The organism is Leptothoe sp. LEGE 181152 (genome assembly GCF_032906605.1).
GTDB lineage: Bacteria > Cyanobacteriota > Cyanobacteriia > Phormidesmidales > Phormidesmidaceae > Leptothoe > Leptothoe turfae.
This window is the reverse complement of the sequence record NZ_JASATU010000016.1, coordinates 120,594-147,202: the sequence shown is the minus strand read 5'-3', so window position 1 is coordinate 147,202 and position 26,609 is coordinate 120,594. Positions and strand designations below refer to the sequence as shown.

The window sequence follows — 26,609 nt, the reverse complement described above, 5'->3', positions numbered from 1 at the left end:
GAGATTTATTGGCTGCGGTACGCTCAGTTGTCAATACCGGTAAACGTCAAGGACTATCCGCTCTCAAGGCTATTCAGATAGCTCTCTCACCTGGACTCTCTCTTTTTAAACCGGGTTGAGCAATTACAAGCATGGATAGGCTTCTCAGACTTTATGTCAGGCTATGTAATATAGGCCAAACCATGGCAAATCGAGCAACTAAAGTCATCCCAAGGACCAGCAACGCCATAAGTCCTTTGCAACCTTGTGGCCGCAATATCACATCGAGAATCCATTGAAATGTATCGAATGTTTGGTATGGAAGATCTTCTCCAGGAATACCCCAATTAACCCAAATAGAGTAAATGGGGGTATTGTTCCTATTTACTCTAGCTGATGGAGCAGGTGTTTGTGTTTTCTCAATCAATTACCCTTGAAGTAACAATATAAACAGCTAGAAACAGAGTCAACGGAATGCCTTGAAGGGCCACACGGGTAAAAACTCAAAAATTTTATTGGCGTTGAGAAACACTCTTTATGTGGGCTAAGGCCAGTAATGTGTTAAGGGCTAAAAAACAATAAATATTATGGTTTAGCCCCTTAATCTCGAAGTAGTTGCTTCATGGATTACTGCAAATGTTCAATGAAAATTTATACTCGAACGAGATATTCTAGGTGATATTGTTCATAGCTTTGTATCGTGATCTGTGTTGAAGTACTGATTTCCCTTTAAAGAGGCTATGGTTCTTCATACTGGAAGCGATTCATCTAAGGGGACAAGTGGCTTTAATTTTAGTGATTCAGCTATAGCATTGAGAGCACAATAGTTTTGATGCCCAGTGAATTGGTATTCAATTACTCATTTTGACTGGATGATTTCAACTACAGCTGCTCGAATTAGCTTTTGTATAAGCTGAAAAATTGAGGCGTTATTTTTCCAAGTAAGATCCATCGAGTTTGGTCTGCATTTATAGAGCTTACGTGAATGCACGAGAATGTCGGCATTTATCAATGTTGATACAGCATTTTAGGATTAGTGGAGTATATGTCAATTTCTCAAGGCTTTCTAGCCAAGACTTGTAAGTACTTCATCTAATGAAAAGCGCTATCTTGTCAAAATTTGCTGTGGATAATCTCCTCGTTTTAACCATCCACTTTTGAGGATTTTTTTAGCAATGGGCCTCAGTATGAATTCAACTGTCGACAGCCTTCTCTCAGAATCTCTTTTAATAACAAACGGTGACGCCGTTTTGAATAAAGGTAGGCTACGTTTAACCGATGTATCCGACCCTTATACTAATCCCAATGACCAAAAGGGTACTGCTTTCTTACAAGTTGACGTAGGTCAGGCAGAATCTTGGGAAGCTTTCTTCACGTTTCAAGTGAGTGATTCTGGTGGAATTACTGATAAATTTCAGGATGTCGGTGTTTTAAACGGAGCCGATGGTCTTGTGTTTATGCTCCAAAGTAATGGAGCTCATGCATTAGGTGCATCAGGAGAAGGCTTAGGATATTTGGGCATTGATAATAGTTTTGCCGTTGAGTTTGACACTTGGGCAAATCCTAATAGATTAGACCCGAATAGTAATCATCTTGGCATCAATATAAATGGTTCTGTGCAGTCGATCAAGACCCAAAGTCTGCCAGGAGTAGTTTTCGAAAATATCGATGAAACACCTGTCAATGCTTGGGTTCAATATGATGGTGGCGAACGTGAACTGAGCGTTTATGTCAGTGCTGATGAAGATGATGATTATCCCTCACGCCCAGAAGATCCGAGTCTAACGATTGATTTTGACGATCCTGATGGAGATGGGGATGAGTCTGATCGCATTGATTTAGACTCTAGTTTTGGACAAGGTTCAAATTGGATTGGATTCGGTGCAGCCACTGGGGGTGCCTATGCCACCCATGAAATTTTAGATTTTGAATTCAATAAATCGTCATTGTCAGTTACAAAGGACTTTGTTATTGAAGGATCTGACAATCAACTTTTACCCTTCAATACCATAGCTTTAGGGCAGAATCGTCTACTAAGGTTTGAAGTAGAAAATAGTTCTGATCATGCTGTTACCTTTGACTTAGCTGACAATATTGTAGGTTCGGGGTTAGCGTTTAATTCTGGAACACTAGAGACGTCTGATCCTGATATCACTTCGGTTCATATTAATAAGTTTGATAGTGATGAACTAGAATTAACGGCAACGTTAGCGGGTAATTCGACTGGCACATTTTTTGTTGAGGTACAGGCACTTTTGCCTGACGAACCGATTGTAGAAGTTCCGGTTGCAGCGCTTACAGGTATTGCTAGCGATGTAGCAACCTATGGGGGCAGGGTTTTAGACGGTTCGTTTTGGCTCTATGAATCGTTGATTACAGAAAAAATCGATACTGATAATGATCACCAAGTTGATCAGATTGTTTTAGAAGCAGAGGAATACACCAATACGGTTTCAGTGACTGAATCTGAAACGGGGATCACTGTAACAGATGAGGAAACTGTTCAGCTGGCATTTGGAGCAGTTGATGTGGCAAATGTTGGTGAGTTCTTCATTGTAGATGGCAGTATTGGAACTGGTTCAACCAACTGGGGCCCTTGGGGATGGGATGGGGTCAATACATCTGAAGCGGGTACTCTTCCTAATGGTGAGCTGTTTTTAAAATTTGTCGAAGATCCCGATTTTGATGTATTGGACGATCAAGGGGCTGTTGAGTTTTTCCAACAGTTTGTAGATGGCGTTGAACAGCTAGAGGACGGTAGCCTGAGAGTTGTCGGCGATGAGACTGTTCCAGATATAGCCGAAACGATAGACCTGGTATTTGGTGAGTTAGCCAATATTACAACGGTATCTTCAGACGGTAAGTTAGATGGTCTTTCTGGCCCTGTCACAGTGGACACATCGATTTCTTCAGTTTTGACATGGAAAGGAAATGATGAAGACGGGATTAGCACCCTAATCTTTAACAACTGGGAAAATGGTGACAAAGTTACTATTAAGGAGCCTAGGCACCATAAAGGACGCCATAAAGGCTATAAAGACTACAGTTCTAAAAAGAGTAGAACGACATTTAGCCCGTTTGCCGATCTGATTGCCAGTTCTAACAATGCTGAAGAGACCTTGAAGGTTAAAGTTGACCTATCTAAGTCTAAAAAGCGCTCTGCCAAGGACTTTTTTGATGCTTCGGCAAATAAATTTAGCAGCAATATAGATGTCACAGTCAAAACTGGTAATGGTAAGGATAAGGTGACAGACTTTGGCTTGAGTTTGGGAGAGAGGCTCAACACTGGCAGAGGTAACGACACCTTAATCTTATTTAGTGGTGTCAATACCTATACGGGGGCAGGAAGAGACAAGGTTTATGTCCCAGTCGACTTTTTGCTTAATCCTCCTGACTCAGTTACATCGACTGGCGACGAATTAGCGTCTACGGTCAAAGACTTTAGTAAACGGCATGATAAAATCTTTTTGCAAACAACAGAGTTTACTATTGATGACTTTGTTTACTCCCATAATGCGGGTGATTTAGAAATTAGGCTTGGCAGCGATACCAGTGACCCAGGCAAGTTGATTTTGACCCTAGATCACACGCGGGTACGAAATCGCCATAACTTTGAGCGGATTGTTTCTGTAACGCCTGATTTGCCATTTCACACTGCTTTGGATGTCTAAAGCAAAGGTTTATAACTAAGGCAGGAACTGTCATTAGCCCCAGTCTCAATGTGCTTGTCTATTGAGGCTGGGGTATTGGTATTTAGAGGATAAGGGTAGTCCATAAAAATTGGACTGGTTTTAGCTTATTGCGATCGCAAACAATTATGGAGTGATGATTTGCGATCGCCCCATAGTTACTAAACGCTATAACTTAATAAATACTTACTAAGTAAAGACCCTATTCCCAAGGTTTTTCACGGTACACTTGTGCGCAAAGTCACTTCAAATCTACGCTAAAGGTTTTACAGCCATGCAGCAAGGCACGAAATTTGCATTCATGGGTATTGTAGCTGTTAGTCAATTGGCTGTAGCCAGTTTAGGTATCGTTGCTCCCGCCTATGCCCAACTCATTCCAGATAATTCTCTAGGGATTGAAAGCTCTTTTATTACCCCTGGTGTTCCTTTAGGTAATGGCTTTACGGATCGAATTGACGGAGGAGCAATTCGAGCTGGAAATCTCTTTCACAGCTTTTTAGAATTTAATGTGCAAAATGGCCAACAGGTTCATTTCGCCAATCCTGTTGATATTGAAAATATCTTTAGTCGAGTGACTGGAGTAAACTCATCCAGTATCTTAGGCACCCTTGGCACATTGGGACAGGCTAACTTATATCTAATCAACCCCAACGGTATCCTCTTTGGCCCTGATGCTCAATTGGATGTACGCGGCTCATTTGTTGGCACCACATCTAACGGCGCTACCTTTGACAACGGCTATATTTTTGGTGCCCTTAACCCGGATGTTCCCCCTCTGTTAGCCATTAACTCACCGATGGGGCTTAGCAGTTGGCTGCCTGCTACAGGAAATATTACCAATGAGGGCAATTTAACTGCGGGGCAAGACCTGACCCTGCAAGGGCTAAGTCTGAACCTGCATAATCAAATAAGCGCGGGGGAAAATTTAACGCTATTAGCTACAGATACACTAACGGTCAGGGATAGTGACAGTCATTCATTTATCGCTTCAGCAGGTAACAATCTAACTCTGCAAGGTGACACGATTGATCTATATATACTGCAGCAGGCAGGCAGCGGTTTGACTGCAGGCAATGATCTAACATTGGTTTCACCCAATGCCATTCGAGCAGACGCTCACTTTATAACAGGGGGTGAATTTCAGGCCCAAGACCTTGATGGTAATCCAGCGAATGTGTTCAGTTTGGAAGATCCGATTGTTTTAGCGGTGGGTAATGTGACCCTGGCGAACTACGAAGGCCCTTCACTGCATGTGTTAGCAGGGGGCAGCGTTCAATTGGGTGACGTCGTGATTACTGGTCCTGATACGGGAGCTAATACCATTAACCCGAATAACAATACGCTTATTCCTGGGACAACAACTCCTTACAGTGCCCTCAGTAACGTGACATTATCTGATGGTGTAACAACATTAGAGATTAGTGGCAACACTCAGACTACGCTGGATGTGAGAGCTGGTGTTGACTGGAACCAGGCTCCGTTTACTGGAACACCCATCATCGGAACACCCACTGTTGAGCCCGCTGCTACAGTCACTGTAAATGATCCTGGTGGAACCCTTGGCTCTGACATTACTGTAGGTACTATCGGTATTGGACAACCCGGTGGATTGGTGTTGCTGACTAATCAGTATCAGCCCAATGCCAATTTACCCGCTGGGACGATCGAAGTAATTTCGATTACGGAGCAGTTTCCACCACCTGCCGGTCCCGGCACTAATATTGTTATCGATGCTCGGGGTGATATTTCTCTACCTTCATCTAGAGATATTAGATCATTTGGGACACCAGGAGGGAGTATTACCCTGCGAAGTGAAACAGCAATTCTGCAACCTCAAGATGATGCGGATATCGACAGTTTCTCTTTAGCTGGAACTGGAGGAGATGTTACTTTGGTGGCTCCAGTTATTAATTTGGGTGGTAATGCGTCTACTGTATTTTTCGGAGCCTTAGGCCCTGGTCAAGGAGGAGACTTTAATGTAGAGTCAGATTCATTTCAGTCTGACTTTTCTAGCATAGGGGCTATAACGATTGGCCCTGGTAATGCTGGAAATGTCAATATTGATAGTGATTCAATTTTCTTAGATGAAGTCCAGTTGCTCAGTGGAGTTCTAGCACCTGGGGCTTCAGGGAATTCAGGTGATGTCACTATCAATACCGATTTACTAGTTGCTATTAACGGCACTCGGATTGGTTCCTTAACGGCTGGTAATGGCAATGCAGGGAATGTGACTGTAACAGCTGATTCTATATCACTATCAGGTTTTAGAGTTGTACCTCCAACTAGTTTTGAAGCCACTGGCATTTTTAGTACCGTTGAACCCGGTGCAGTGGGTATGGGAGGAGACATTGATATCACCACCAACTCACTATCTCTGCAAAATGCAGCTCAAATCAGAACCAGTTCAGAAGCTATGGGAGATGCTGGTAATGTTGCTATCCGAGCAGAAGATATCACTATAGATGGAGCTGTTTTTATTCCAGAAATTTTAGCTATTCCGGATGCAATCCCCACCTTGCCGAGTGCTATCCTCAGCGAAATGTTTTTAGGTTCAGAGGGACAGGGGGGAGATATCAATATTGCTACCTCAACCTTAGCTGTTACTAGGGGGGGGACCATTAGCTCCAGTACTCAATCTGGTAAGGCAGGTAATGTCAGAATTACTGCTACTGAATCTGCTAGCTTTGATGGCCTGACCTCATTTGCTGAAGTTAATCAGGATGATAGAGCCAGTGGTGCTAGCGTTGAAACCTTGGAACAGGCAACTGGAGATGGTGGGGAGTTAGAAATTACAACCCCTAATCTTTTTGTTACTAATGGTGCTCAACTGGAAGCAACAACTGCAGGTGAGGGTAATGCTGGCAACATTGAACTGAATGTTACTGATACTGTTTTAGTAGATGGTGTTGACAGTGCTATTGAGGCTAGTACTACCCCTGACTCTACTGGGATGGGAGGAAGTGTGATTATTAATCCCCGTTTGGTACTGGTACAAAATGGAGGTCGAATTGCAGTTGATAGTGAAGGCACTGGCGAAAGTGGCAGCATTGCTATCACATCTGAACAACTTCGTTTAGACCAAGGGCTGATTTCAGCTGAAGCTGACAGTGCCGATGGTGGCAATATTACCCTTAATCTGGGGCCTATTTTGCTTTTGCGTAATGGCAGTAACGTTTCTGCCACTGCCGGGCGTGATCAGGGCTTTGGCAACGGTGGAAACGTTGCCATTACGACTGCCGATGGCTTTGTGGTGGCGGTGGATACCGAAAATAGTGACATCACAGCCAATGCTTTTCTTGGCAACGGTGGGAATGTCACCGTAAACACCCAGGGGTTGTTTGGTATCGAGTTTCGGCCAGCCTTAACCCCTTTGAGCGATATTACAGCTAGTTCTGAATTTGGTCTTCAGGGAAGTGTCACTATTGAAACACCAGATGTTGATCCCAGTGATGATCTGGTACAACTACCCACAGGGCTGGTTGATGCCTCCCGACTAGTTGCCCAGGGGTGTGGTGCGGGGGCTAGCGATATTGCAACTGCCCTGGGGGAATTTACGGTGACCGGTCGGGGAGGGCTGCCACCATCACCCGAGCAGCTCAATCCTCAAAACGACCTGGCAATTTGGGAAACGCTAGATGATGCTCCAACTACGCCAACAGGTCCGGTTGCCTCAACGTTTAACCAGCAAGAATCCAGACAAATTACTGAGTTTCAGGGATGGATCGTGGACAAAGATGGTGAAATTGTGCTGACAGCAGAGGCAAGCTCGGTCACACCTCGTAGCCCCTGGCAGTCAGTATTTACCTGCCAGACACAAGGTTAAATGGCTTGAAATTAGCCGTTACTTATACCACTGCTCAGCAACGGTATCCCTGGGACAGTTACCATTTTTAAACACTGCTGGCTTTTTGATGCATTCTTGTAAACATAGGTTAAAGGTGCCATTATCCTCTATGAACCCTGTGTCCCCTAAACCTGATGACCTGTCACCAACTGACCTTGCCGCAGAGAATGAACGATTGCATCAGGCACTGTTAGTGGCTCAGAGCGAACGCGAAAGCCTGGAGACGCTGATCAATATTGTGACCGAGCATTCTACTGTGTTGGAGAACTCGCTTAATCAGCAAAAGCGGGAAATGGCCAGTTACATTCAGCAGGTGAAAATTGTTACGTCAGCAGCAGCGGCTGTTCAACGTAATGCGTTCACCCCTGATCACTTAGAAACAGTTATCAGTCGTGCTGACGAGTTGGGTACCCTGGCCCAGGTATTTACAGAAACAGTGCTGGCTGTCAAAGCCCATGAACAAACATTAATCAAAAACAACCAACACCTAGAGCAACTCTTGCAAGCTTACAGTCGATTTGTGCCTCAGGAGTTTCTTCATTTTTTGCAAAAAGAGAGCGTGATCGACTTACATCTGGGGGATCATGTGAGTAAAGAAATGGCCATCTTGTTCTCCGACATTCGTGACTTTACGACAATGGCCGAGACCATGACTCCCCAGGAAAACTTCAACTTTATTAATAGTTATTTAGGGGATATTAGCCCAGAAATTGCTAATCATCATGGCTTGATTATGAAATATATGGGGGATGGCATTATGGCCGTCTTTCCCAATGGAGTAGATGATGCTCTACAAGCTAGCATTGCTCAAGCTCAACGACTACGAGACTATAACCAACAGCGCCAATCAAAAGGCTATGTAACTCTAAATGTGGGCACGGGGATCCATGTGGGGCAGATGATGGTGGGGATTGTTGGTGAGAGCCATCGCATGCAGTTGGATGCCATGGCTGACAACGTGAACCTAACAGCTCGCCTGGAGGGATTGACTAAATACTATGGGGTGCAACTGCTGATTTCAGAAGACGTTCTCCAAAAATTAACAGATGTTGATCGTTACTCAATGCGTCTAATTGATCGGGTCATTGTCAAAGGTCGTCACACACCCATCACCGTTTACGAGGTGCTTGATGCGGAAGAAGAGACAATGCGGGCCAATAAGCTAAAAACATTGCCAGAGTATTTACAGGCTCTAGAATTTTATCAGCAGGGACAGTTGCTCAAAGCCCAGGTTTGTTTTCAAGAAGTTCTTCAGGCAAATCCTACTGATAAAGCTGTGCAGCTTTATTTAGACCGTTTACAGCTGCTTCAGCAGCAAGAATTACCTGAGAACTGGCAGGGGATTTGGGAGTTTAAACAAAAATAGGATACCTAATTCTTTGGGAGAATAACCTCAGATTTAATCATCCTGTTGCTGTAAACACATATCTACCAGTTGCGCGATTTTTGCATACTCATAGTCTTTAGCAAACGCCATTAGCTGCTTGGTGGTCGATATTTGAGACGGGGGAATGTCTTGTAATAACACTTTCACTTGCTTGCCATTGAGCCGCTGAGCTGCCTGATGTAGTTTCACTAACCAGTCTGGCGGCATGGTAGCCAATGCTACTGTAAGACTGTTATTATTTGTCACATTTACAGGGATCACCTCTTTCTCTACGAGTGTTGCGTCCTTAGGTTGTTCAACAGCGTTATCCAGATTACTTGGAACTTCCACAGCGGAAGGAACTACAGTTGTGGCTGGTACTTTTAGGATCTTTTGATGGGAAATAACAGTATCAGTAGAAGATTTGCTACTCCCTAGTTTGTCTGACTTAACCAACACGTGAGCTGTGAAAGTGAAGATGCTCCCTTTCCCAAGTTGACTACTAACCTGAATATCCCCACCCATTAACTGGGCTAGCTGCTGGCTAATGGGTACCCCTAAGCCAGTGCCAGTCTTTGAGTTTTCGCCGCTTTCAGTTTGTAAAAAAGGAATAAACAGCTTATATAACTCAGATTCGGCAATTCCTTCACCCGTATCTTCAATTTCAAACTGTAAAGAGAGGCCACTTTGTTGGTATTTTGTGTGGCCCACGCGTAAGGCTATATACCCAGCCTGGGTGAACTTTAAGGCATTACCCAATAAATTAATCAACACTTGCCGAAGTTTGGGGGCATCTCCAATCAGCTCCTTTGGCATAGTGGGTGAAATTTCAACTATAAACTGTAGCCCTTTCTGTTCTATACGCAGTCGGAATAAAGACTCAATCGTGGTGATTAGAGTACTCAAAGCGAAGGGATCTTGACGTAAAGTCTGTTTGTTTGACTCCAGCTTAGCCATTGATAAAATGTCATTGATCAGTTCCAGTAAATGTTCTCCACTCTGGCTAATCATCTGTATGCGTTTCTGACTTGTTGCAGAAATGTTGTTATCACTGGCAACAAGTTGACTAAATCCTAAGATGGCGTTGAGGGGCGTTTTAAGCTCGTGACTCATGTGGGCAAGGAAGTTGCTTTTTGCATGGCTAGCCGCTTCTGCAACTTCTTTGGCCTGATTGAGTTCTACGTTAGACTGTCGCAATTCAGCGGTGCGTTCAGCGACGGTTAATTCCAGAGCAGATTTTGCCTCTTCTAGAATGGTAACGGTCTGTTGCTGGGCTTTGACTTTTGTTTGGATAACCCGATCGTATTGGTAAAAAGCTGCCAGTCCGGCACTGCTTAACAATAGGCTGGCAACCGCAGGTACCCAGGGAATCCACCAACCTGTTAACAGCATGATATAGCTAATGCCAACGATAGTGGCAGTGCTAAGGGAAACCCACAGTAGGCCATGCAGAGGCTTGCGAGTATATCCTGCAAGAGCAATACCGACTAGCCCCCAGCCAATAATCCAGAGGTACTCTTCTAGATCTGACCAGCTTCTAAATAAGGGACGTTGCTCAAGGGCTGCACTAATAATTTGGCTGACTGTGTGGGCTTGGATTTCAACACCATAGACAAAATCTAGCTTTGGGCTGATGACAGATTGGGTTGCTGCGTTGCTATAGTCTTTGATACTGGGTGTAGTGACGCCGATGAGAACAATGCGATCGCGAATCCAATCAGGATTGACATCACCTGCTAATACATCCTGAAATGTCACTACTCTAAAGGGTTGAGCGCTTTGACGAAAATTGAGCAAAGTTTGGACTGTGCCATCACCCGTATCTAAATTTACATAACTGCCAAAATTGGGTTGAAGACGAGGTATTTCAGTATCACCAAAGCGTATGGTGATCGGATCCTTGTACCCATTGCCGATAAGAATGTTTTCTTGTTCTAGATAAGTTTGAGCTAATAATAATGCCAAAGAAAATCGGAACCCTTGATCTGTTTGGGTGCCGAGAATGGCACGGCGTTGCCAACCATCTTGATCAAAAGGGGCGTCAACAAACCCCACACGTTCTGCAGGTATTGTATGGGGTGGTGGAATTATAGGATAAAGGACTTTTTCACTGCCAATAATGTTTTCAATATCTTGCAAAGTGGTTCTTAACTCGTTATGACCTGGCTCTACAGGCAGGTCTCTAAATAGATCTAAACCAATGACTCGTGGCTCATGGCTATGGAGTTTGCGAAGCACTTTGGCAAGGGAACGATCGGGAATGGGATAGGTGCCGCTGGCTTGAATGGTTTCCTCGTTGATGCTGACCAGCAAGATCCGTTCATCGGTGGGTTCTTGGGGGTGCGATCGCAAAAAAGCATCCAAAGCTTGCCATTCCAAAGGTTGAAATGCCCCGGCCAGTCGGCCAGCTGTAATTAAGCCTAGAAACAGCAAACCGGGTAGCAGTCCAACTTGTAAAACTGCTATCTGGTTACGAATACTGCCCCAGGTCCCAAAAATCAATCAGTCGTCTCCGGAAGATAGTGTCATTATTCTAGCTGCAACCAAAGTTTACATCGCCTGAAATCATCTTTGGAGTTAGAGTTAGCCATCTGATCAGCACACCTCGCATGTCTTAACATCCGGTATTTACCTTAAAACTGTGGGAAATGGTATGTAGAGAATGATGAGTGTCTCAGGTTACCCTCCTTCCGTAGAAACTATTACCTGCTATCAGGGTCGAATATAGTATGAGGTAAAGATGGCTTGAGATTGAAGTTAACAGAATCTTCTCGTAGAACTATGAAATGCTTTAAAGATTTTCAATATCTGGCTATGAGACCCTCACAGAAAAGCCCTTTGTTTTCAAAACGTTGTTATCAATTAATTCTAGGGACTTTACTGTTAACGTTGCCGTTGACTCCTGTTCACGCTCAACAGTATAAGCCTCCCAGCGGTAGTCCTCCGCAAACTGCAACTGGCTCAAATGGCTCACGTGGTTGTCAAGGAATGTATGATGTACCACTAGTAGGATTAGCTCCAACGTTGATGAATCATGTGGGGCAAACGACTACGATCACCCCCACCCTAGCCTGGTTTGTACCGACAGATGAACTCTATCGCATTAGAGTTTCTCTCTTTACAATTGACCTAGAAAATTTACTATACGAGACAGAGTATGAAGACAATGTCTCAGGAATAATTAGTTTTTCAATTCCTGAAGATGTCGGTTTAGAACCTGATGGGCGTTATCTTTGGGAGGTCAACATTGACTGCGATTTGGATAATCCCACTTATCAAGAGTATTTTATAGCCGAGGTTGATGTCGTTTCTCCTCCAGCAGAGCTGGCGGCGGCTGTAGCTCTGGCTCCCACAGCCTCAGAGAAGGCATCACTCTATGCAGAAGCCGGCTACTGGTACGATGCTTTTGAGGAAGCATTGAGCGCTTCAGAAGATGTGAGTTTTGTACAAACACTATTATCCAGTTTAGCTGCTTCCGAAGAAGACTCCCTTCAGAAACAGTACTTATCTGAAGTTATTGAAATCATTGGTAACTCAGATATTAATCCGTAATCGACTTCGAGAGATTTATCGACTCATCCTCCCAGTGGGACTCTAACTGTCGTAGCAATTGGAGCCACTGGGATTCACTATTTTTGAGTAAATCGCAAAAATCATCGGGTGTTTCGATGCTGTCGAAGTAGTTAGCGGCGGCTGGTTCTGCATGATTCCAAGGATAAGGAGTATCATCGCTCAAAATGCTATAAAGCATTTCCAGCTCAATGTACTTGAGGTCGGTTTGAGAAAACATCATCGAACAGAGGAGTGATGAAAATTACTGGCAGCCCACTGCATATCGCCTATTGGATTTTACAATCTCACTATGACAACTACTTTTTGTAAAATCAATCCTGAAAAGTTCAGATTTATTCAGGTAAAAGTTCAGGTTAATTGAGTTTCTAAGCAAAAATGGATCCTTAGGCTCACTTTTTACCAGTATTTTCTAAATACCTGGTGGCATATGATACAAACTTCTAGATACCAGCTATATGTGCAAGAATAGTTAGAACTTGATCGGACCTATGCTCAGGTTTGCCCATGGATACAAAACATCTAACTGTAGAACTTAGCGAGCAGGCACTAAAAAATTTAGTAGCCTATTGCGAGCAGTCTGGTCTGGATTCATCCACAGTTATTCAATCGTACTTGTTGACATTGGGAGCACCTCAGTCAAATCTTTCTAAAGAACCTACTGTTACGTCCGAAGATCAACAGTCTGAGCATAATCCTCTTACTCAACTGCAAAAAATAATCAGCGAGCTTGAGCGTGAAAAAATAGATTTAGAGATTCTGCTTGACACTACTCTGGAACACTCGGACTATATTACGCATCAACTACGTATTGCTAAGGTGACTGCTGAGTTGGCAAACCAATCTAAAAGTAGGTTTTTGGCTAGGATGAGCCATGAGTTACGCACACCCTTAAATGCGATTTTGGGATTTAGCCAACTGTTAGAAAATACCCCGTCCCTGAGTTCTCAACAACGAGAACAACTGACTATCATCAATCGAAGTGGAGAGCATCTGCTGACTTTGATCAATGACATTTTAGATATGTCTAAGCTGGAAGCAGGTAAAACCATTGTTAATCCAAGCATCATCAATTTGCATACACTTTTGCAGGCTATGCAGGCTATGTTTAAGCTCAAAGCAGATGCCAAAGGCTTAGAGCTGATCCTCAATTACTCTCCTGAACTACCTCAGTATGTTGAAACGGACGCCGGAAAATTAAAACAAGTTTTAATCAATTTATTAGATAATGCCATTAAATTCACAGAGCGTGGTCAGGTGTGTCTTAGGGTTAGTTTTGAAGCATTGGCAGCTGAGCAACAAGGGGAAACATCGTCTAGAACTCCATGTACGTTGTACTGTGAAGTAGAAGACTCTGGGCCTGGGATTGCTGAGAGTGATCTCGAAGTCATCTTTACCCCCTTTGAACAAACTTCAGTAGGTCGTAATATCCATCAAGGAACTGGGTTAGGGTTATCCATCAGTCGGCAATTTATTCAATTGATGGGTGGTCAATTGACAGTCAATAGCCGAGTTGGAGTCGGCTCTAAGTTTGAACTCCATATACCTGTTTACCAATATTCTGATGAGATGATGTCTGTGGAGATACCTGCAGAGCTGTCTGTAGCCTCTGCTATTGAGCATTTATCCAAGCTTGATGGTCAAGAGCGTCAAATTCAAATCAAAGAGAATAATATAAACAAAATTGAGTCATTATCGCCATCAACTGCAGCATCATTGGATGAAATGCTAAATGATATGCCGCCCCAATGGTTAAAAGAGCTACATTATGCAGCGAGCCAATTAAAGGGGAAACAGGTGATGCAGTTGATTCAGCAAGTATCAGAAGAGAAAGCAGCCCTTGCGCACCACTTGAGAGAACTAGCCGAAAATTATCAGTTCAACAAGATAACTGAGATGACAATGCGTTAAAAACTAAGGCTTTAAACTGGAATGATGATAAAAGTGTTGTTGGCTTTTGTGAGCACTCTGTTGATCGTGGTTTGGGACTTGATACGCTAGAGCATGGCTACGGCATCTATCGATTAACCAGCAATCGCGCTTTCCGTAACACAAACCTGAGTACTGCCCCCCAGTGAGAAATAATATCGGCCTGAGCGTTAAAGGGTTACAACGACACTATGTTGATGCCATTGCCGCCGCTTTGTTTGGCCTGTTGCAGAGCGCGATCGCATCCCTCTAAAAACGCCTCCAGTCCCATATCCGCTATCGGCTGCGCTGTAATTAGCCCAATACTCAGGGTTTGATCAATTTTCTCAACAGCTTGCAACAACTTCTGGGCCATTTTCTCTGCTGTTGTTGTATTCGGTAAAACGATGGCAAAGACTAACGTGCCATAGCGACCAACCAAATCATTAGAACCCTGGATTGTTTGCTTCAGCACCTGGGCCACTTGAGTCAGACACTGATCGCCCGCTGTCGGGTTTCCCCCTTCCCCATAAAAATTAAAATTATCTACCTGGGCCAGCATCAAACTTAAAGACGTTTGGGATTGTACCGCCTGCTGCCAACACTGCAGCAAATAGGCATCAAATCGACGACGACTGGCCACCTGGGTCAATTCATCCAGGGCAGCTAGGCGCTGTAGTTCTTGAATCGCCTGCTGCAGCTGAGCATTTTGTGCCTTGAGCTGACGTTGCAGCTGTTGTACCTTGAGCTGATTTTCTACCCTGGCCAGCACTTCCACCACCTTGAAGGGCTTAGAAATATAGTCACTCCCCCCTGCCGAAAATGCTTTGACTTTGTCCCACGCTTCATCCAGGGCACTGACAAAAATGATAGGGATCTCCTGGGTGGTTGGATTCGCCTTGATCTGCTGACAGACGGTGTACCCATCCATATCGGGCATATGAATGTCCAGTAAGATCAAATCTGGCTGTTCTAGAGAAACGGCTTGCAGCGCCACAGTGCCATTGATGGCCTGCTGGACTTCATAGCCCTGCTCTTCGAGCAAATCAGATAGCAGCCTCAGGTTTTTAGGCTGATCGTCCACCAGCAAAATGGTAGAACCTGATAAAGGTTTAACCGATGGTACAGCGGTTGGCGCTGTAGTGGCTGGTGTGACCGGTAGTACAGCCGCTGCTGCTGCATCAGCGGCAATTAGTGCCGTAACCGGTTTAGGAACAGGGGCAGCACTGCGCATCGCCTGTTCTAGGAGCCCGCGCACATTAGCTTTTGTAACTTTTTGATCCAATGATTGAGAAATCAGCTGCCAAAGTTTAGGCGCAACATCTTGCTTGACATATTTAGCTGAGTATCCACATTCTTCAGCAATCTGGTCATAGGTTTTGCGTTCTCCCTGGAGAGCGGCAATCAAAATTTGGCGTTGTAGCTCACTACAGAACGTGTCTGTCTTTTTGTGGATAAGAGTTTCAGCAAATTCTAGAATACTGTCAGTGTCGCTCATGGATAACGCTTATTAAATCTGGCCTACGTTCAGAAGAGTAAGTTGACCGTAGAAAATCAGCTTTCTCAACCACTGTCATTGCAGTGGTTGAGAAAGCTTAAACTGTCGTGAGTGTAGCAAACCCTTCAGATTCATTGTGGATAGGGTTATAAATATTATCTGAGCCGCATTATCTGAGTCGTTGAGTAAAACCATAAGCTTATTTTTTGACAAGCCCTAGGCTGGATGACCTGACAAAAGGGCAGTTAGTTGACTGTAGTCATAATTTTCGGCGAGTTGCTTCAAATGGTTAGCCACCGCTACTTCAGATGCTGGCATCTGGTTCAGGAGTTTCATCACCTGACGACCATTGAGCCGCTGTGAGGCTTGTTTGAGTTCAGTTAACCAGTTTGCAGGCATCGTGGTCAGGGCTTGGGCAATGGTACTAGATGTGATTGGGGTGTTTGCTCCTTTTGCTAGCTCCCCTAAATCTGAAACGTCGGGTTCAACTTCACGATTTATTACTTGGATAGCAGGTTCTAATATGGCTGCTGGTGCCGATGGTTTTAGTGCCTCAACGGTACTTTGGCTTTGAACCGTGAAGGAAAATACTGTGCCTTCTCCCAGTTGACTTGTAACCTGAAACTCTCCCCCCATGAGTTTGACAAACTGTTGACTGATAGAGAGACCTAAACCAGTGCCAGTTTTGGATTTAGTGCCACTGTCAGTTTGTTCAAAGGGGACAAATAATTTAGGTAGTTCATCGACGGCAATGCCTTCGCCGGTATCTTCCACACTAAATTCTAAGCATGGCTGCTCAGCCTCAGAGCAAGGCCGCACCCGCACACCGATGTGTCCCTGGTTCGTAAATTTGAGCGCATTACTCAAGAGATTTAATAGCACCTGACGAATCTTTTTCTCATCACCGACAAACTGAGGTGAGACATCTGGATCAGTCTCGATGAAAAATCTCAATCCTTTCTGTTCCACCCGTAGTTGAAAGAGGGCCTGAATGGTTTCTGTTAATTGGATAATCTCAAATAGACTCTCCTTTAGGGGGTGCTTACCAGCCTCCAATTTAGAGAGTTCCAAAATGTCATTGATTAAGTGCAGCAGGTGTTCCCCACTATGGCGAATCAAATTGAGACGCTTTTGATGGGTCTCTGCCAGGTCTGTAGCCTTAGCCATAATTTGGCTAAAGCCAATAATGGAGTTGAGGGGGGTGCGTAGCTCATGGCTCATGTTGGCGAGAAACTTGCCTTTAGCTTTGCTAGCCATTTCGGCTTCATCCCTGGCCAACTTCAGTTCAACCGTGCGTTCTGCTACCTTTTGCTCCAGGGTGGTATAAAGCTGTGAGTTTTCTAATGAGATGGCTATTTGGGTGGAAAGGAGACCCAAGATCTGCAAACGATCGCGGGTAAAGGCTCCTTCTACCAGGTTGTTTTCTAAATATAGAACGCCGACTAGCTTGCTTTGGTGTACCAGGGGAGTACAGAGTACAGACTTGAGCTGGTGTTGCTGAATGTAGGGATCTTGGGCGAAGTCGGCAAATTGATCCGTGGCGTCGGGTGCGATCGCATTGGTTAACACCACACTCTTCTGAGTCCGCACCACATAGTTAAACAGCCCAGTGGGAATATGCCCCTGAATGGGTAACCCCATCAACACCCGAATCGGTTTATTGACTGCTCCAGTTGCTTCAATCCTGTACTGGCCCTGATTTTCAAGAATGAGATGGCCGGTTTGGGCCCCGGCATTTTCCATCACCACTTTCATCAGCTGCCCCAGCAACTTCTCCTGGACAATCTCCTGGGCAATGGCCTGGGACGCCTTCATCAAAGACTGGAAATCAACGGTTTCAGTCCCCGACGCGAGACTAAACTGCACTGCCGTAGACTGGGAATCAAAAATGTACCCTCTGGGGGAATGGCTGGTGATCGCCAACAGATTTGGGTAGTGCCGCTTCAGCTGTTTCACTTTGGCATGGGCTCCCCAAAGTTGATAGGTATAGCTGGCCTTTTGCAAATAGGTTTGGGCAAAATCTCGCTTGTTTTGTGATAACCAAAACCGACCTGCCAACTCATTTGCTAAGGCTTCATCCTGGATAAATCCTTGGGTTGCTGCCTCTGTAATTGCCTGATCGTACCCCCCAAACGCTTCCCATGGTCGCTCGTCAAGGCGAGCGAGTTCTGCGTTTACCAGCCAAACCTTATGCAAGAAGTTTTCAGGACAGGTGTTGGCCCAGCCTTTAAGTTCTTGCTGCAGACTTGAAATTTCTTCCAGATACTCCCTTTGCTGTTGGGGGGTCGCCTCTGGATAAAGTTGGATCAGAATAAGGGAGGTGTACAGGTTGAGTTCAGCATTGGAAATCACCCCCAGAATATAACTTTGCAGTTCCCTGGCTTGTCGGGCATAGTCCAGGGCTAGCTCAAACTCCCTGTCCATATAGCCCATAATGGCTTTGAGAATGTAGTAGCGGCAGAGGCCACTAAAACTTTTGTGGTCTGTACAGGCTTGAATATAGGATGTTTCCACTGCTGCGGGTAACTGAGCCAGGTCGTCCTCCGCAGAGACTTCAGCTGGGGCCTCTGCCAAAGGAGTTAATAACTGCTGGAGAACTAACTCATATCCCCGTAGCGCATCGATAGCCCACTGATTCTTGACCTGGCGACAGAACGCTAGGGCATCTTGCAAATCCACCATTAAGGCTTCCAGGTTTTTGCCCTGAAAGAACAAATTGGAAATGCGATAGCTGATGGTGTAGCCCACATATTGCAGTTCACCGGATTCTAAACCTACCTGTGCCCCGGTTTGGTTGATGTCGTCGGCCTCTTTGACAGGTTTGACCCATGAGTGCACAAAGTTACTCAAAATAAAGCAGGCCCGCGATTTCTGAGTTAAATTGTTATATCGTTCACTCAGTCTGAGAGATACTAAGCAGGACTCATAGCTGGCTTCATAGTTACCTAAGACTGAGCCCAGCAGCGTGCCATAGTTGGAATAGCCATAGCACGACTCAGCTACATTGCCATGGTCTAAAAACAGGTTAATGGACAGAACAACGACGATTTGCCAGGCAGCCTGGTTATAACGATAGGCTGCTGACCCAATATTAGAAAGGATTTTAACCGCGAGCTGTTGCTCAGGATCAACAATTTCAGGCAGCTCTAGCAGTGACGCCAGGGGACGATCGTCCAAACGGGCCTGAAGATGGTTGCAGCTTTGAGTAAAGGCTGCTGAAAAATTCTCTTGGGGAAAGTCAATGTTAAACAGCTGTAGTGCCTGCCGACCGTAATCCAGTGCCTGGGCATACTCAGTTTTAAGGGTGGACTGAATTACCAGTAGGTTATATGCCTCAGCTCGGTCCATGACCGTTTGAGCTTGGGTTAAAACAATTTCCAACAGTTGACGGGAGATGTCAAAATTACCCAGAAGGTACTCCACTTCTGCCTGGGCTTGATGCAGCGCCAGAGTCAAAGAATAGTGATTATTCCAGCAATTGTCTGGTAAACAATCTAGCCCCACATCAAGATAGGTGTGGGCAGCGTCGTAGGCAGTAGCATCTTTGGACTTTTGAGCCGCTTTTAAATTGAGTTCAGCCAGCTTCAATGGAAAGCCTGTATCGGTATTGTGTCTGCGGCCAATGTTGAGGTGATCAGCAACATCAAACAGGGTATCACTCCAGTCTCCTGCTGGAACCGTATGCCATAGCAGTTGGCCAATGGACAGGTGTTGCTGTTGCCGCTGGCTGTCGCTCATGGTGTCATAGGCAGCCTGCTGCACCCGATCATGTAAAAATCGGTATTCTTGAATCAGTAAATTGGCATCTGTTTGTGATGTGGTTAAAATCAGTCCGGCCTGGACAGCCACCATCAGGTCTGGGGCAATATCTGTATCTGGTTTGCGCTCAAGAACAGCCAAGGTTTTCAGGTCAAATTGGGTCCCTACACAAGCGGCTAGACAGAGCAGCTGCTGAGTGGCTTGAGGTAGCTTTTTCAGCTTGACCAACATTAGCTCTACGACATTGTCGGTAATGTCTTGAGCTTGAACCTGTTGAATATCCCATTGCCAATGACACTGTTGCCTATCAAAGTAAACCAGGTTTTCGGCAGCAAGGGTTTTGAGAAACTCGTTTACAAAAAAGGGATTACCGTTGGTTTTTTGGGTGATTAGCTGGGCAAGGATATCAACAGCTGTCAGATCGCAGCGGAATGTATCCGATAACAGGGACTGGATATGCTGGTGGGTCAGGGGGTGGAGAGCCAGGTGGCGAGGGTTAACACCTTCCTCCTTCAAGGCCTTGAGCACCATCATCCAGGGATGTGTGGGACTGACTTCATTATCCCGATAGGCCCCAATAAACAGATGGGACTTCATTTTAGGATTGGTCAAAATCAGTTGGATCAGCTGGAGGCTTGCCGCATCAGCCCACTGTAAGTCATCCAGAAAAATTACCAGGGGGTGGGTGGGATCGCTAAAGACTTGAACAAAGCGTTGGAAAACTAAATTAAAGCGATTGCGGGTTTCTGTTGCCCCCAGCTTAGGGACAACGGGCTGAGGGCCAATGACCAACTCTAAATCTGGAATCACATCCACAATCACCTGACCACTGTTGCCCAAGGCCTGCAGCAGTTTTAGTTTCCAAGATTTCAGCCGCTCTTGATCCTCAGTCAGTAATAACCGTATCAGGTTGCTAAATGCATCCACTACAGCCGCGTAGGGGATATTTCGCTGCACCTGGTTAAACTTACCGGAGATAAAATATCCCTTCTTCTCAGTAATAGGTTTATAAACTTCCTGAACCAGGACCGATTTCCCAATGCCTGAATGACCCGTGACCAACAACAACTCGGTCTTTTCTGCCGTGGCTACCTGGTTAAAGATTTCGAGCAACTGGTTAATTTCAGCTGCACGACCATAGAGTCTTTGGGGAATTTTGAGCTGGTGGGGATAATCCTGACTGGCCAGGCTAAACTGTTCTATAGTTCCCTCGGTTTCTAACTGGTGTAAACACCGCTGCAAGTCTGCCTGAATACCCTGGGCACTTTGGTAACGCTCTTCAGCTGTTTTACTCAGCAGCTTTAGAACAATGTCTGAAATAACCGTGGGTATATCCGGTCGTTTTTCTTGTAAACAGGGTGGGGATTGAGCTAAATGTTGATGGAGGACTTCTAAGGGATCGTCGGCATAAAACGGTACGGTTTGAGTTAACAGTTCGTAGAAGGTCACCCCCAGAGAATAAAAGTCTGTGCGATAGTCCAATAGCCGGTTCATCCGACCCGTTTGTTCAGGGGAAATATAGGCCAGGGTGCCTTCTAATACATTTGGACTTTCTAACCGGACACTGGTTTGGGGTACCTGGGTGGCGAGACCAAAATCGATCAGCTTTAACTCTTGTGAGATCTCATTGAAAACAATGTTAGAGGGATTAATGTCCTTATGGATCACATTGGCTCTGTGAATGTATCCTAATGCCTGGGTGATTTTGATGGCAATGGTGAGAAACTGGTTTATGGCCATGGTCCCACCATGAAGCAGATTTTTGAGGGACTTACCGCCAAAGTCCTCTAGAACAATAACAAGAGTTTTTTCATGGGATTCTAATCCATAGGCTTGAACAATATATTCATTGCCAGCTGATGTTTCGTGTTCTGTGGAAGGGGACAGGTTTGTCCCAAAGTTGGCCTCCCCAGGAAAGGCAAGATGTTGCAAGATGCTATATTCCTGGCGGAAACGTGCTAAAGCCTTTGAGGACGGATAATTGTTTTTAAGCTGTTTGATAATGACAGTCTGTCCCTGGGTCAAACCGTTTCCCTCCGACAGCACAGTTCCTCGATACACCAGGGACTGTGTACTTTCGTAAATCTTATTTTGAATGTGATATTGAGATGATTGAAGCAACTGAGCCAATCTCCGTCACATTTTGAGGGATAGCTAAAATCATACTGAATTTTCCTAACCTTTTCTGGTCAAACACCTGAACTTTTCGGGATTTTTTCTGCTTGCTATCACCGCAATACTTGAGTCATCTCAAACGATTGGCTATGCGGTAAGGGGCTTAAGTGATGCAGACTATTATCCCGATAACGTCGTCATTAAGAACTCAGAACTTGACTCGCTCTGCCCATGGCCGTTCTGGTTCATGGAAATGGAAGCAACTTATGACTGGTTTGACCCTGTGGGCATTAGGCGAAGTTCTTTTAGGAGCGGCTGGGTTAGATGACTTGGCAGACTATAGCGAATTTCTATCTGATCGCTATGAGATTGTCCTATTAGCTAAAGCGTTTTGAAAAACCTGAATTTAAACCTGAATAAACCTGAACTTTTCGGTATTTTTTTTGCTGTAGCTTTCCGCGATATTGGACCTTGTCCATGGCATTTTCTCAGGAGGCACTGCCATGAATACAACCTTGCAATTTGATGCCCAAGCCCTTAGTACGATGGATTTGGTACCGTTACTCAAACGCTACCAACTGCTGCCGCAATTACAGCGAGATCTGGTCATTGATCAAGCGATCGCATCCATTCAACTCACACCTGACGATATTAGAATTGCCTGTCAGCAGTTTGACATGCGATATAACTTATTTTCAGTAGAAGACCAGCAGGCATTTTGTCGTCAACGAGGGCTGGTGCCAGACGAATTAGAAGCCTTAGCCATTCGCCAGTTTAAAGTCCAACGATTTAAAGAGGATAAATGGGCGCATCAGCTAGGGTCTTTGTATGCCAAACGTAAACATGATTTTGACCAGGTGATCTATTCGCTCATTCGTACTCGCGATAGTAGTCTGGCCCAAGACATCTATTTTCGCATTCAGAAAAACGAAGATACCTTTGCTAACCTAGCAAAAACCTACTCCAAAGGGTCATCAGCTGAAGTGGGTGGTTTAGTGGGGCCTGTGTCTCTGATGCAGCCGCATCGTGCTATTGCGCGACTGTTGTCAGTGAGTCAAGTAGGTCAGCTATGGTTTCCCATTCCCATTGGCGAATGGTTTGTTATCTTGCGGCTGGAAGAGCGGGTGTCTGCCGAATTAAACGATGGCTTGAAACAGCGTTTACTGGATGAATGCTTTGACGCCTGGTTGGCAGCACAGATGAAAGGTATGACCTAAATCATGCGAGTCGCACTATCCTTAAACGAAATCCAATGGACTAGATAAGCGTTATTGTCTCTAGATTCATGCGCCATTTTCAAAACGCTAAGCTCAGTCTTCGTCAGGCCCTGGTGGTGTCGTTTGTTGTGCAAATTATGGCAGCAGTCGGATTGACGAGCTGGTTAGCATTTCGTAATGCTCAGAAGTCAGTGGATGATCTGGTCAAGCAGATCAGTGATGAGGTGACTACAGGGGTGGAAACCCATGTCAAAACCTTTGCTGATACTCCTCACCAGTTTTTACAACTCAATGTGGCGGCAATTGAGGCGGGGTATTTTGATTTGACCGACTACGATGCTATGGCCCGCTACTTTTGGGAGCAGATCCAAATCTCTGAAGCCGTTCCCTATGTTTATTTTGGTAATCCTGATGGAGAGTTTGTCGGTATATGGCGTGAAAATCAGGTTCTCACCACCTTAAGAATCAAAGATCAGCGCACAGTTCCTAACCGAGAGATTTATCAATTAGATCAGCAGGGCGATCGCAAAACGTTACTCAATCAGGATGGGTTTGATCCAAGAACACGCCCCTGGTATCAAGCAGCCGTGGCGGCTGGGCAGTCTACATGGTCCCCAATTTACGTATTTGCGAATCCTCCCCGTTTGGGGATTACCCATGCTGTACCCGTAGTGGCGGACCAGCTGTTAGGGGTGCTGGCGGTGGATTTGACACTATCTAACATCAGCGACTTTTTACGACAGCTGAATGTCAGTGACAATGGCCAGGTCTTTATTGTTGAACGTTCAGGGAATATTGTTGCCAGTTCGGTACCAGAACCTCCGTTTCTAAAGGTAAATCGACAAGAGGAACGACTGGCGGCAATAAAGAGCCGCCATCCCTTAATTCATGCCGCTACCGAAGATTTATTGCAGCGGTTTGACAGTTTTGAACACATTACAACCAGTCAGCGGTTTACGTTTAAGCTAGATGGCCAGCGGCAATTTTTACAGGTCACTCCAATTCAAGATGGCCGTGGGCTGGACTGGCTGATGGTGGTGGTGATTCCCAAGGCAGACTTTACGGCCCAGATTGATACAAATACTCGTAATACGTTGGTTTTGTGTGCGATCGCACTGGCCGTCGCTATCCTCTCTGGCATTGCCACTGCCCGATGGATTACGGCCCCAGTAATGGCCATGGCCCAAGCCTCAGAAAAACTAGCTCAAGGAGATTTAGAGCAGCAAATAGTCCCCAGCCCCATTGCCGATATTGATACCCTGGCCGGAGCCTTTAATAAAATGGCCAGTCAGCTCAAGGATTCTTTTGAGGCACTGCAGCAGAGTGAAACCACTAATCGTGCCATTGTTGAAGCCATTCCTGATCTGCTTATCCATGCAAAGAGAGATGGCACCTATTTAGAAATTGTTAGTTACAATCGCTTGCAACGGGTTTATGGTGTAACCAAATTTTTGCCTGGTAACACGGTGGATGAATCATTACCATCTGATTTGGCTAAAAAAAGAATGCATCATATTCAGCAGGCATTACAAACAGGAGAACTGCAAGTCTACGAACACCGCATGATTTTGGATGGTCAGATCCAGGATGAAGAGGTGCGTATCTCAGGGTTAGGAGATGATGAGGTGCTGATCATGGTGCGTGATATCAGTGCTCGCAAACAGGCCGAAGAAGCGTTGGCCCAGGCAAACCAGGTATTGGAACAAAAGGTAGCCAAACGTACTGAATCCCTTGCCCAAAGCCAGCAAACATTAGCAAAAAGTAACCAAGAACTGAGGGCAACGTTGCAAACTCTTAGAGCCACTCAAGTAGAACTTCAACAGGCTAAGGAAAAAGCAGAAAGTGCAAACCGAGCCAAATCAGAATTTTTGGCCAATATGAGTCATGAACTCCGCACCCCTCTCAATAGCATTATTGGCTTCACCCAAATTCTTGGCAAAGACACATCCTTTAAGCCTGAGCAGCAGCAGCGTCTAACTATTATCAACCGCAGCGGTGAGCATTTACTGTCCTTGATCAACAATATTTTGGAAATGTCCAAAATTGAGGCAGGGCAAATTGTGCTCAATGCTAAATATTGTGATTTGCATGAAACTCTCAGAGACATTCAAGGGATGTTTTGTCTCAAAGTGCAAGAAAAAGGGTTGCAGTTTCGCATAGAACCTGATGCTAGTCTACCCCAGCATATCTATGTTGATGAAGGGAAGCTACGGCAAATCTTGATTAACTTAGTCGGCAATGCGGTGAAATTTACTGAAAAAGGAACCGTGACCTTAAAGGCTAGTGTGGATAGTGCTCAACAGCCTACTTTGCACTTAGATATAGAAGACTCGGGGCCTGGTATTCCTAAGGAGGATTTAGAACAGTTATTCGTTCCCTTTGAACAAACTACTGCAGGACATAAGATTAAGCAGGGCAGTGGCTTAGGGCTATCGATTACAGATAAATTTGTCAATCTCATGGGAGGAAAGATAACGGCCAGCAGTACCGTTGGTTTAGGCACCTGTTTTCAGGTGTCTTTGCCAATTGAGATTGCTGACAGTGAGTCTTTCCCGGTGCAACGTTACACCGAGAAGGTGGTCGGTTTAGTGCCAGATCAACCTGACTATCGCATGTTGATTGTGGATGATGAACCGGATAATTGTTTGGTCATGTTAGATTTGCTCAGACCGGTTGGCCTTTCGGTCCGAAAGGCAAGTAATGGGCAAGAGGCGATAGAAACCTGGAAAGAGTGGCAGCCCCACTTGATCTGGATGGATTTGAGAATGCCTGAGATGGATGGCTATGAAGCGACTCGTTGGATTCGAGAAGAGGCAGAAAAAGCAGAGGCAGAGGAAGTCGAGAGAGATAATTCAAAACTCAAAACTCAAAACTCAAAATCTCCGATAATTATTGCCCTGACAGCCAGCGTATTCGAAGGTAAGCAGGAATTAATGCGTCAGGCTGGGTTTGATGACTTTGTGCTCAAGCCGTTTCAAGAAGAGAGTATTTGGAAAAAGATTAGTGAACATTTGGGAGCTGAGTTTGTCTATGACTCGGTCAGTGTTCCCTCTAATTTGACTAACGCTACAACGCCTGAACCTGTTACCACTGATGAGCTAGCAGCAGCGCTAAAAGCTATGCCTACTGAGTGGGTGAGCGAGCTAAAACAGGCAGCTAGCTCCCTTAAGGGTAAACGGGTAAAACAGCTACTTAGTGAGATATCAGTGACGTCCAATGGTGCTTTAAATAAAAGGGGAAATGCTATTGTTGCTCGCTTCAATGCCTTAGTTGAGAATTATCAGTTTGATGAGATTATTAGCTTACTAGAGACTTAGGGCTGTTAAGAAACAAGTTCAGGATTTGGATGCGGCAACTTATACTCTTACCGCGCCGTAAGTTACACATAAAGTTGGTCCAACTTAATAGCGGAATTAAGAGTTCGACGTTGAATGGTAGTGCTGGATTTGCCACAGCACAATCACCCAGTAATCCTTCAGCTGCCATTAGTAGCGCGATCTCACCACCCATAGAAATTCAAACGTCCCAACATGAGAATACTGCTCCCTTGCCCGAGTAATCTCTTGCCGAGCGGCAGTAAAAATTTTCTCTTTAGTTATGCTGGCAGATTTTTGCTCCTGCTCCTGAAGTTTTTGATACCCATTGATTAGATGTGAGCTATTCA

General features: G+C 45.1%; 13 protein-coding genes. 9 read left to right on the top strand and 4 right to left on the bottom strand.

What is annotated here, in order from left to right; all coding sequences use genetic code 11:
- The first annotated feature begins 1,166 nt into the window (after nucleotides 1-1,166).
- The 3 genes from QGP82_RS08345 to QGP82_RS08335 all read left to right on the top strand — a co-directional run bounded on the left by QGP82_RS08345 (nucleotide 1,167) and on the right by QGP82_RS08335 (nucleotide 8,878).
- A complete protein-coding gene (locus tag QGP82_RS08345) occupies nucleotides 1,167-3,650 on the top strand; it encodes an L-type lectin-domain containing protein (RefSeq protein WP_499058345.1) in 2,484 nt (827 codons plus the stop codon).
- Nucleotides 3,651-3,942: 292 nt separating this feature from the next.
- Nucleotides 3,943-7,491 carry a two-partner secretion domain-containing protein gene (locus tag QGP82_RS08340; protein ID WP_499058343.1) on the top strand — a complete coding sequence of 1,183 codons (3,549 nt, stop codon included), beginning with the start codon at nucleotides 3,943-3,945 and terminating at the stop codon, nucleotides 7,489-7,491.
- Between the two features lie 130 nt (nucleotides 7,492-7,621).
- Nucleotides 7,622-8,878, top strand: coding sequence for an adenylate/guanylate cyclase domain-containing protein (locus QGP82_RS08335; protein ID WP_499058342.1), 1,257 nt, complete (start codon nucleotides 7,622-7,624; stop codon nucleotides 8,876-8,878).
- A gap of 33 nt (nucleotides 8,879-8,911) precedes the next feature.
- Here QGP82_RS08335 and QGP82_RS08330 read toward each other — a convergent pair whose 3' ends face one another.
- Nucleotides 8,912-11,380: a CHASE2 domain-containing protein gene (locus QGP82_RS08330; protein WP_499058340.1), complete on the bottom strand. Its 2,469-nt coding sequence runs from the start codon at nucleotides 11,378-11,380 to the stop codon at nucleotides 8,912-8,914.
- Between the two features lie 393 nt (nucleotides 11,381-11,773).
- Between QGP82_RS08330 and QGP82_RS08325 the strand changes: the two genes are divergently transcribed.
- Entirely contained in the window at nucleotides 11,774-12,430 is a 657-nt protein-coding gene (locus QGP82_RS08325) for a DUF928 domain-containing protein (RefSeq protein ID WP_499058338.1), read from the top strand.
- Here QGP82_RS08325 and QGP82_RS08320 read toward each other — a convergent pair.
- Complete coding sequence (locus tag QGP82_RS08320; protein WP_499058336.1) at nucleotides 12,420-12,671, bottom strand: hypothetical protein; 252 nt, start codon at nucleotides 12,669-12,671, stop codon at nucleotides 12,420-12,422. The two genes, QGP82_RS08325 and QGP82_RS08320, sit on opposite strands and share 11 nt — an antisense overlap.
- Before the next feature lie 284 nt (nucleotides 12,672-12,955).
- Here QGP82_RS08320 and QGP82_RS08315 point away from each other — a divergent pair, with 284 nt between their 5' ends.
- The gene (locus QGP82_RS08315) at nucleotides 12,956-14,359 is read left to right on the top strand and encodes a sensor histidine kinase (RefSeq protein WP_499058335.1); all 1,404 of its coding nucleotides are present in this window, start codon (nucleotides 12,956-12,958) and stop codon (nucleotides 14,357-14,359) included.
- A 196-nt stretch (nucleotides 14,360-14,555) separates the two neighbouring features.
- On the opposite strand, the gene QGP82_RS08310 is transcribed toward QGP82_RS08315, so the two are convergent.
- Nucleotides 14,556-15,854, bottom strand: a complete 1,299-nt coding sequence (locus QGP82_RS08310) for a response regulator (protein ID WP_499058333.1) — start codon at nucleotides 15,852-15,854, stop codon at nucleotides 14,556-14,558.
- 216 nt (nucleotides 15,855-16,070) lie between these two features.
- On the bottom strand, nucleotides 16,071-21,734 hold the full coding sequence (locus QGP82_RS08305; protein WP_499058330.1) for an AAA family ATPase: 5,664 nt from the start codon (nucleotides 21,732-21,734) through the stop codon (nucleotides 16,071-16,073).
- A 164-nt stretch (nucleotides 21,735-21,898) separates the two neighbouring features.
- On the opposite strand from QGP82_RS08305, the gene QGP82_RS08300 reads away from it, so the two are divergent.
- The 4 genes from QGP82_RS08300 (at nucleotide 21,899) to QGP82_RS08285 (ending at nucleotide 26,504) form a co-directional block, all read left to right on the top strand.
- Nucleotides 21,899-22,123 carry a hypothetical protein gene (locus tag QGP82_RS08300; RefSeq protein WP_499058328.1) on the top strand — a complete coding sequence of 75 codons (225 nt, stop codon included), beginning with the start codon at nucleotides 21,899-21,901 and terminating at the stop codon, nucleotides 22,121-22,123.
- A 108-nt stretch (nucleotides 22,124-22,231) separates the two neighbouring features.
- A complete protein-coding gene (locus QGP82_RS08295) occupies nucleotides 22,232-22,945 on the top strand; it encodes a peptidylprolyl isomerase (protein ID WP_499058326.1) in 714 nt (237 codons plus the stop codon).
- Between the two features lie 68 nt (nucleotides 22,946-23,013).
- The gene (locus QGP82_RS08290; protein WP_499058324.1) at nucleotides 23,014-26,262 is read left to right on the top strand and encodes an ATP-binding protein; all 3,249 of its coding nucleotides are present in this window, start codon (nucleotides 23,014-23,016) and stop codon (nucleotides 26,260-26,262) included.
- 110 nt (nucleotides 26,263-26,372) lie between these two features.
- Nucleotides 26,373-26,504 (top strand): hypothetical protein, encoded by a 132-nt coding sequence (locus QGP82_RS08285; RefSeq protein ID WP_499058322.1) that lies wholly within the window; start codon nucleotides 26,373-26,375, stop codon nucleotides 26,502-26,504.
- The last annotated feature ends 105 nt before the right edge of the window (nucleotides 26,505-26,609 follow it).

Excerpts from the sequence above, each read along its gene's own strand:
- QGP82_RS08345 (WP_499058345.1), top strand. The coding sequence starts at position 1,167 with ATGAATTCAACTGTCGACAGCCTTCTCTCAGAATCTCTTTTAATAACA.
- QGP82_RS08340 (WP_499058343.1), top strand. The coding sequence starts at position 3,943 with ATGCAGCAAGGCACGAAATTTGCATTCATGGGTATTGTAGCTGTTAGT.
- QGP82_RS08335 (WP_499058342.1), top strand. The coding sequence starts at position 7,622 with ATGAACCCTGTGTCCCCTAAACCTGATGACCTGTCACCAACTGACCTT.
- QGP82_RS08320 (WP_499058336.1), bottom strand. The coding sequence starts at position 12,671 with ATGATGTTTTCTCAAACCGACCTCAAGTACATTGAGCTGGAAATGCTT.
- QGP82_RS08315 (WP_499058335.1), top strand. The coding sequence starts at position 12,956 with ATGGATACAAAACATCTAACTGTAGAACTTAGCGAGCAGGCACTAAAA.
- QGP82_RS08310 (WP_499058333.1), bottom strand. The coding sequence starts at position 15,854 with ATGAGCGACACTGACAGTATTCTAGAATTTGCTGAAACTCTTATCCAC.
- QGP82_RS08300 (WP_499058328.1), top strand. The coding sequence starts at position 21,899 with ATGCAGACTATTATCCCGATAACGTCGTCATTAAGAACTCAGAACTTG.
- QGP82_RS08295 (WP_499058326.1), top strand. The coding sequence starts at position 22,232 with ATGAATACAACCTTGCAATTTGATGCCCAAGCCCTTAGTACGATGGAT.
- QGP82_RS08290 (WP_499058324.1), top strand. The coding sequence starts at position 23,014 with ATGCGCCATTTTCAAAACGCTAAGCTCAGTCTTCGTCAGGCCCTGGTG.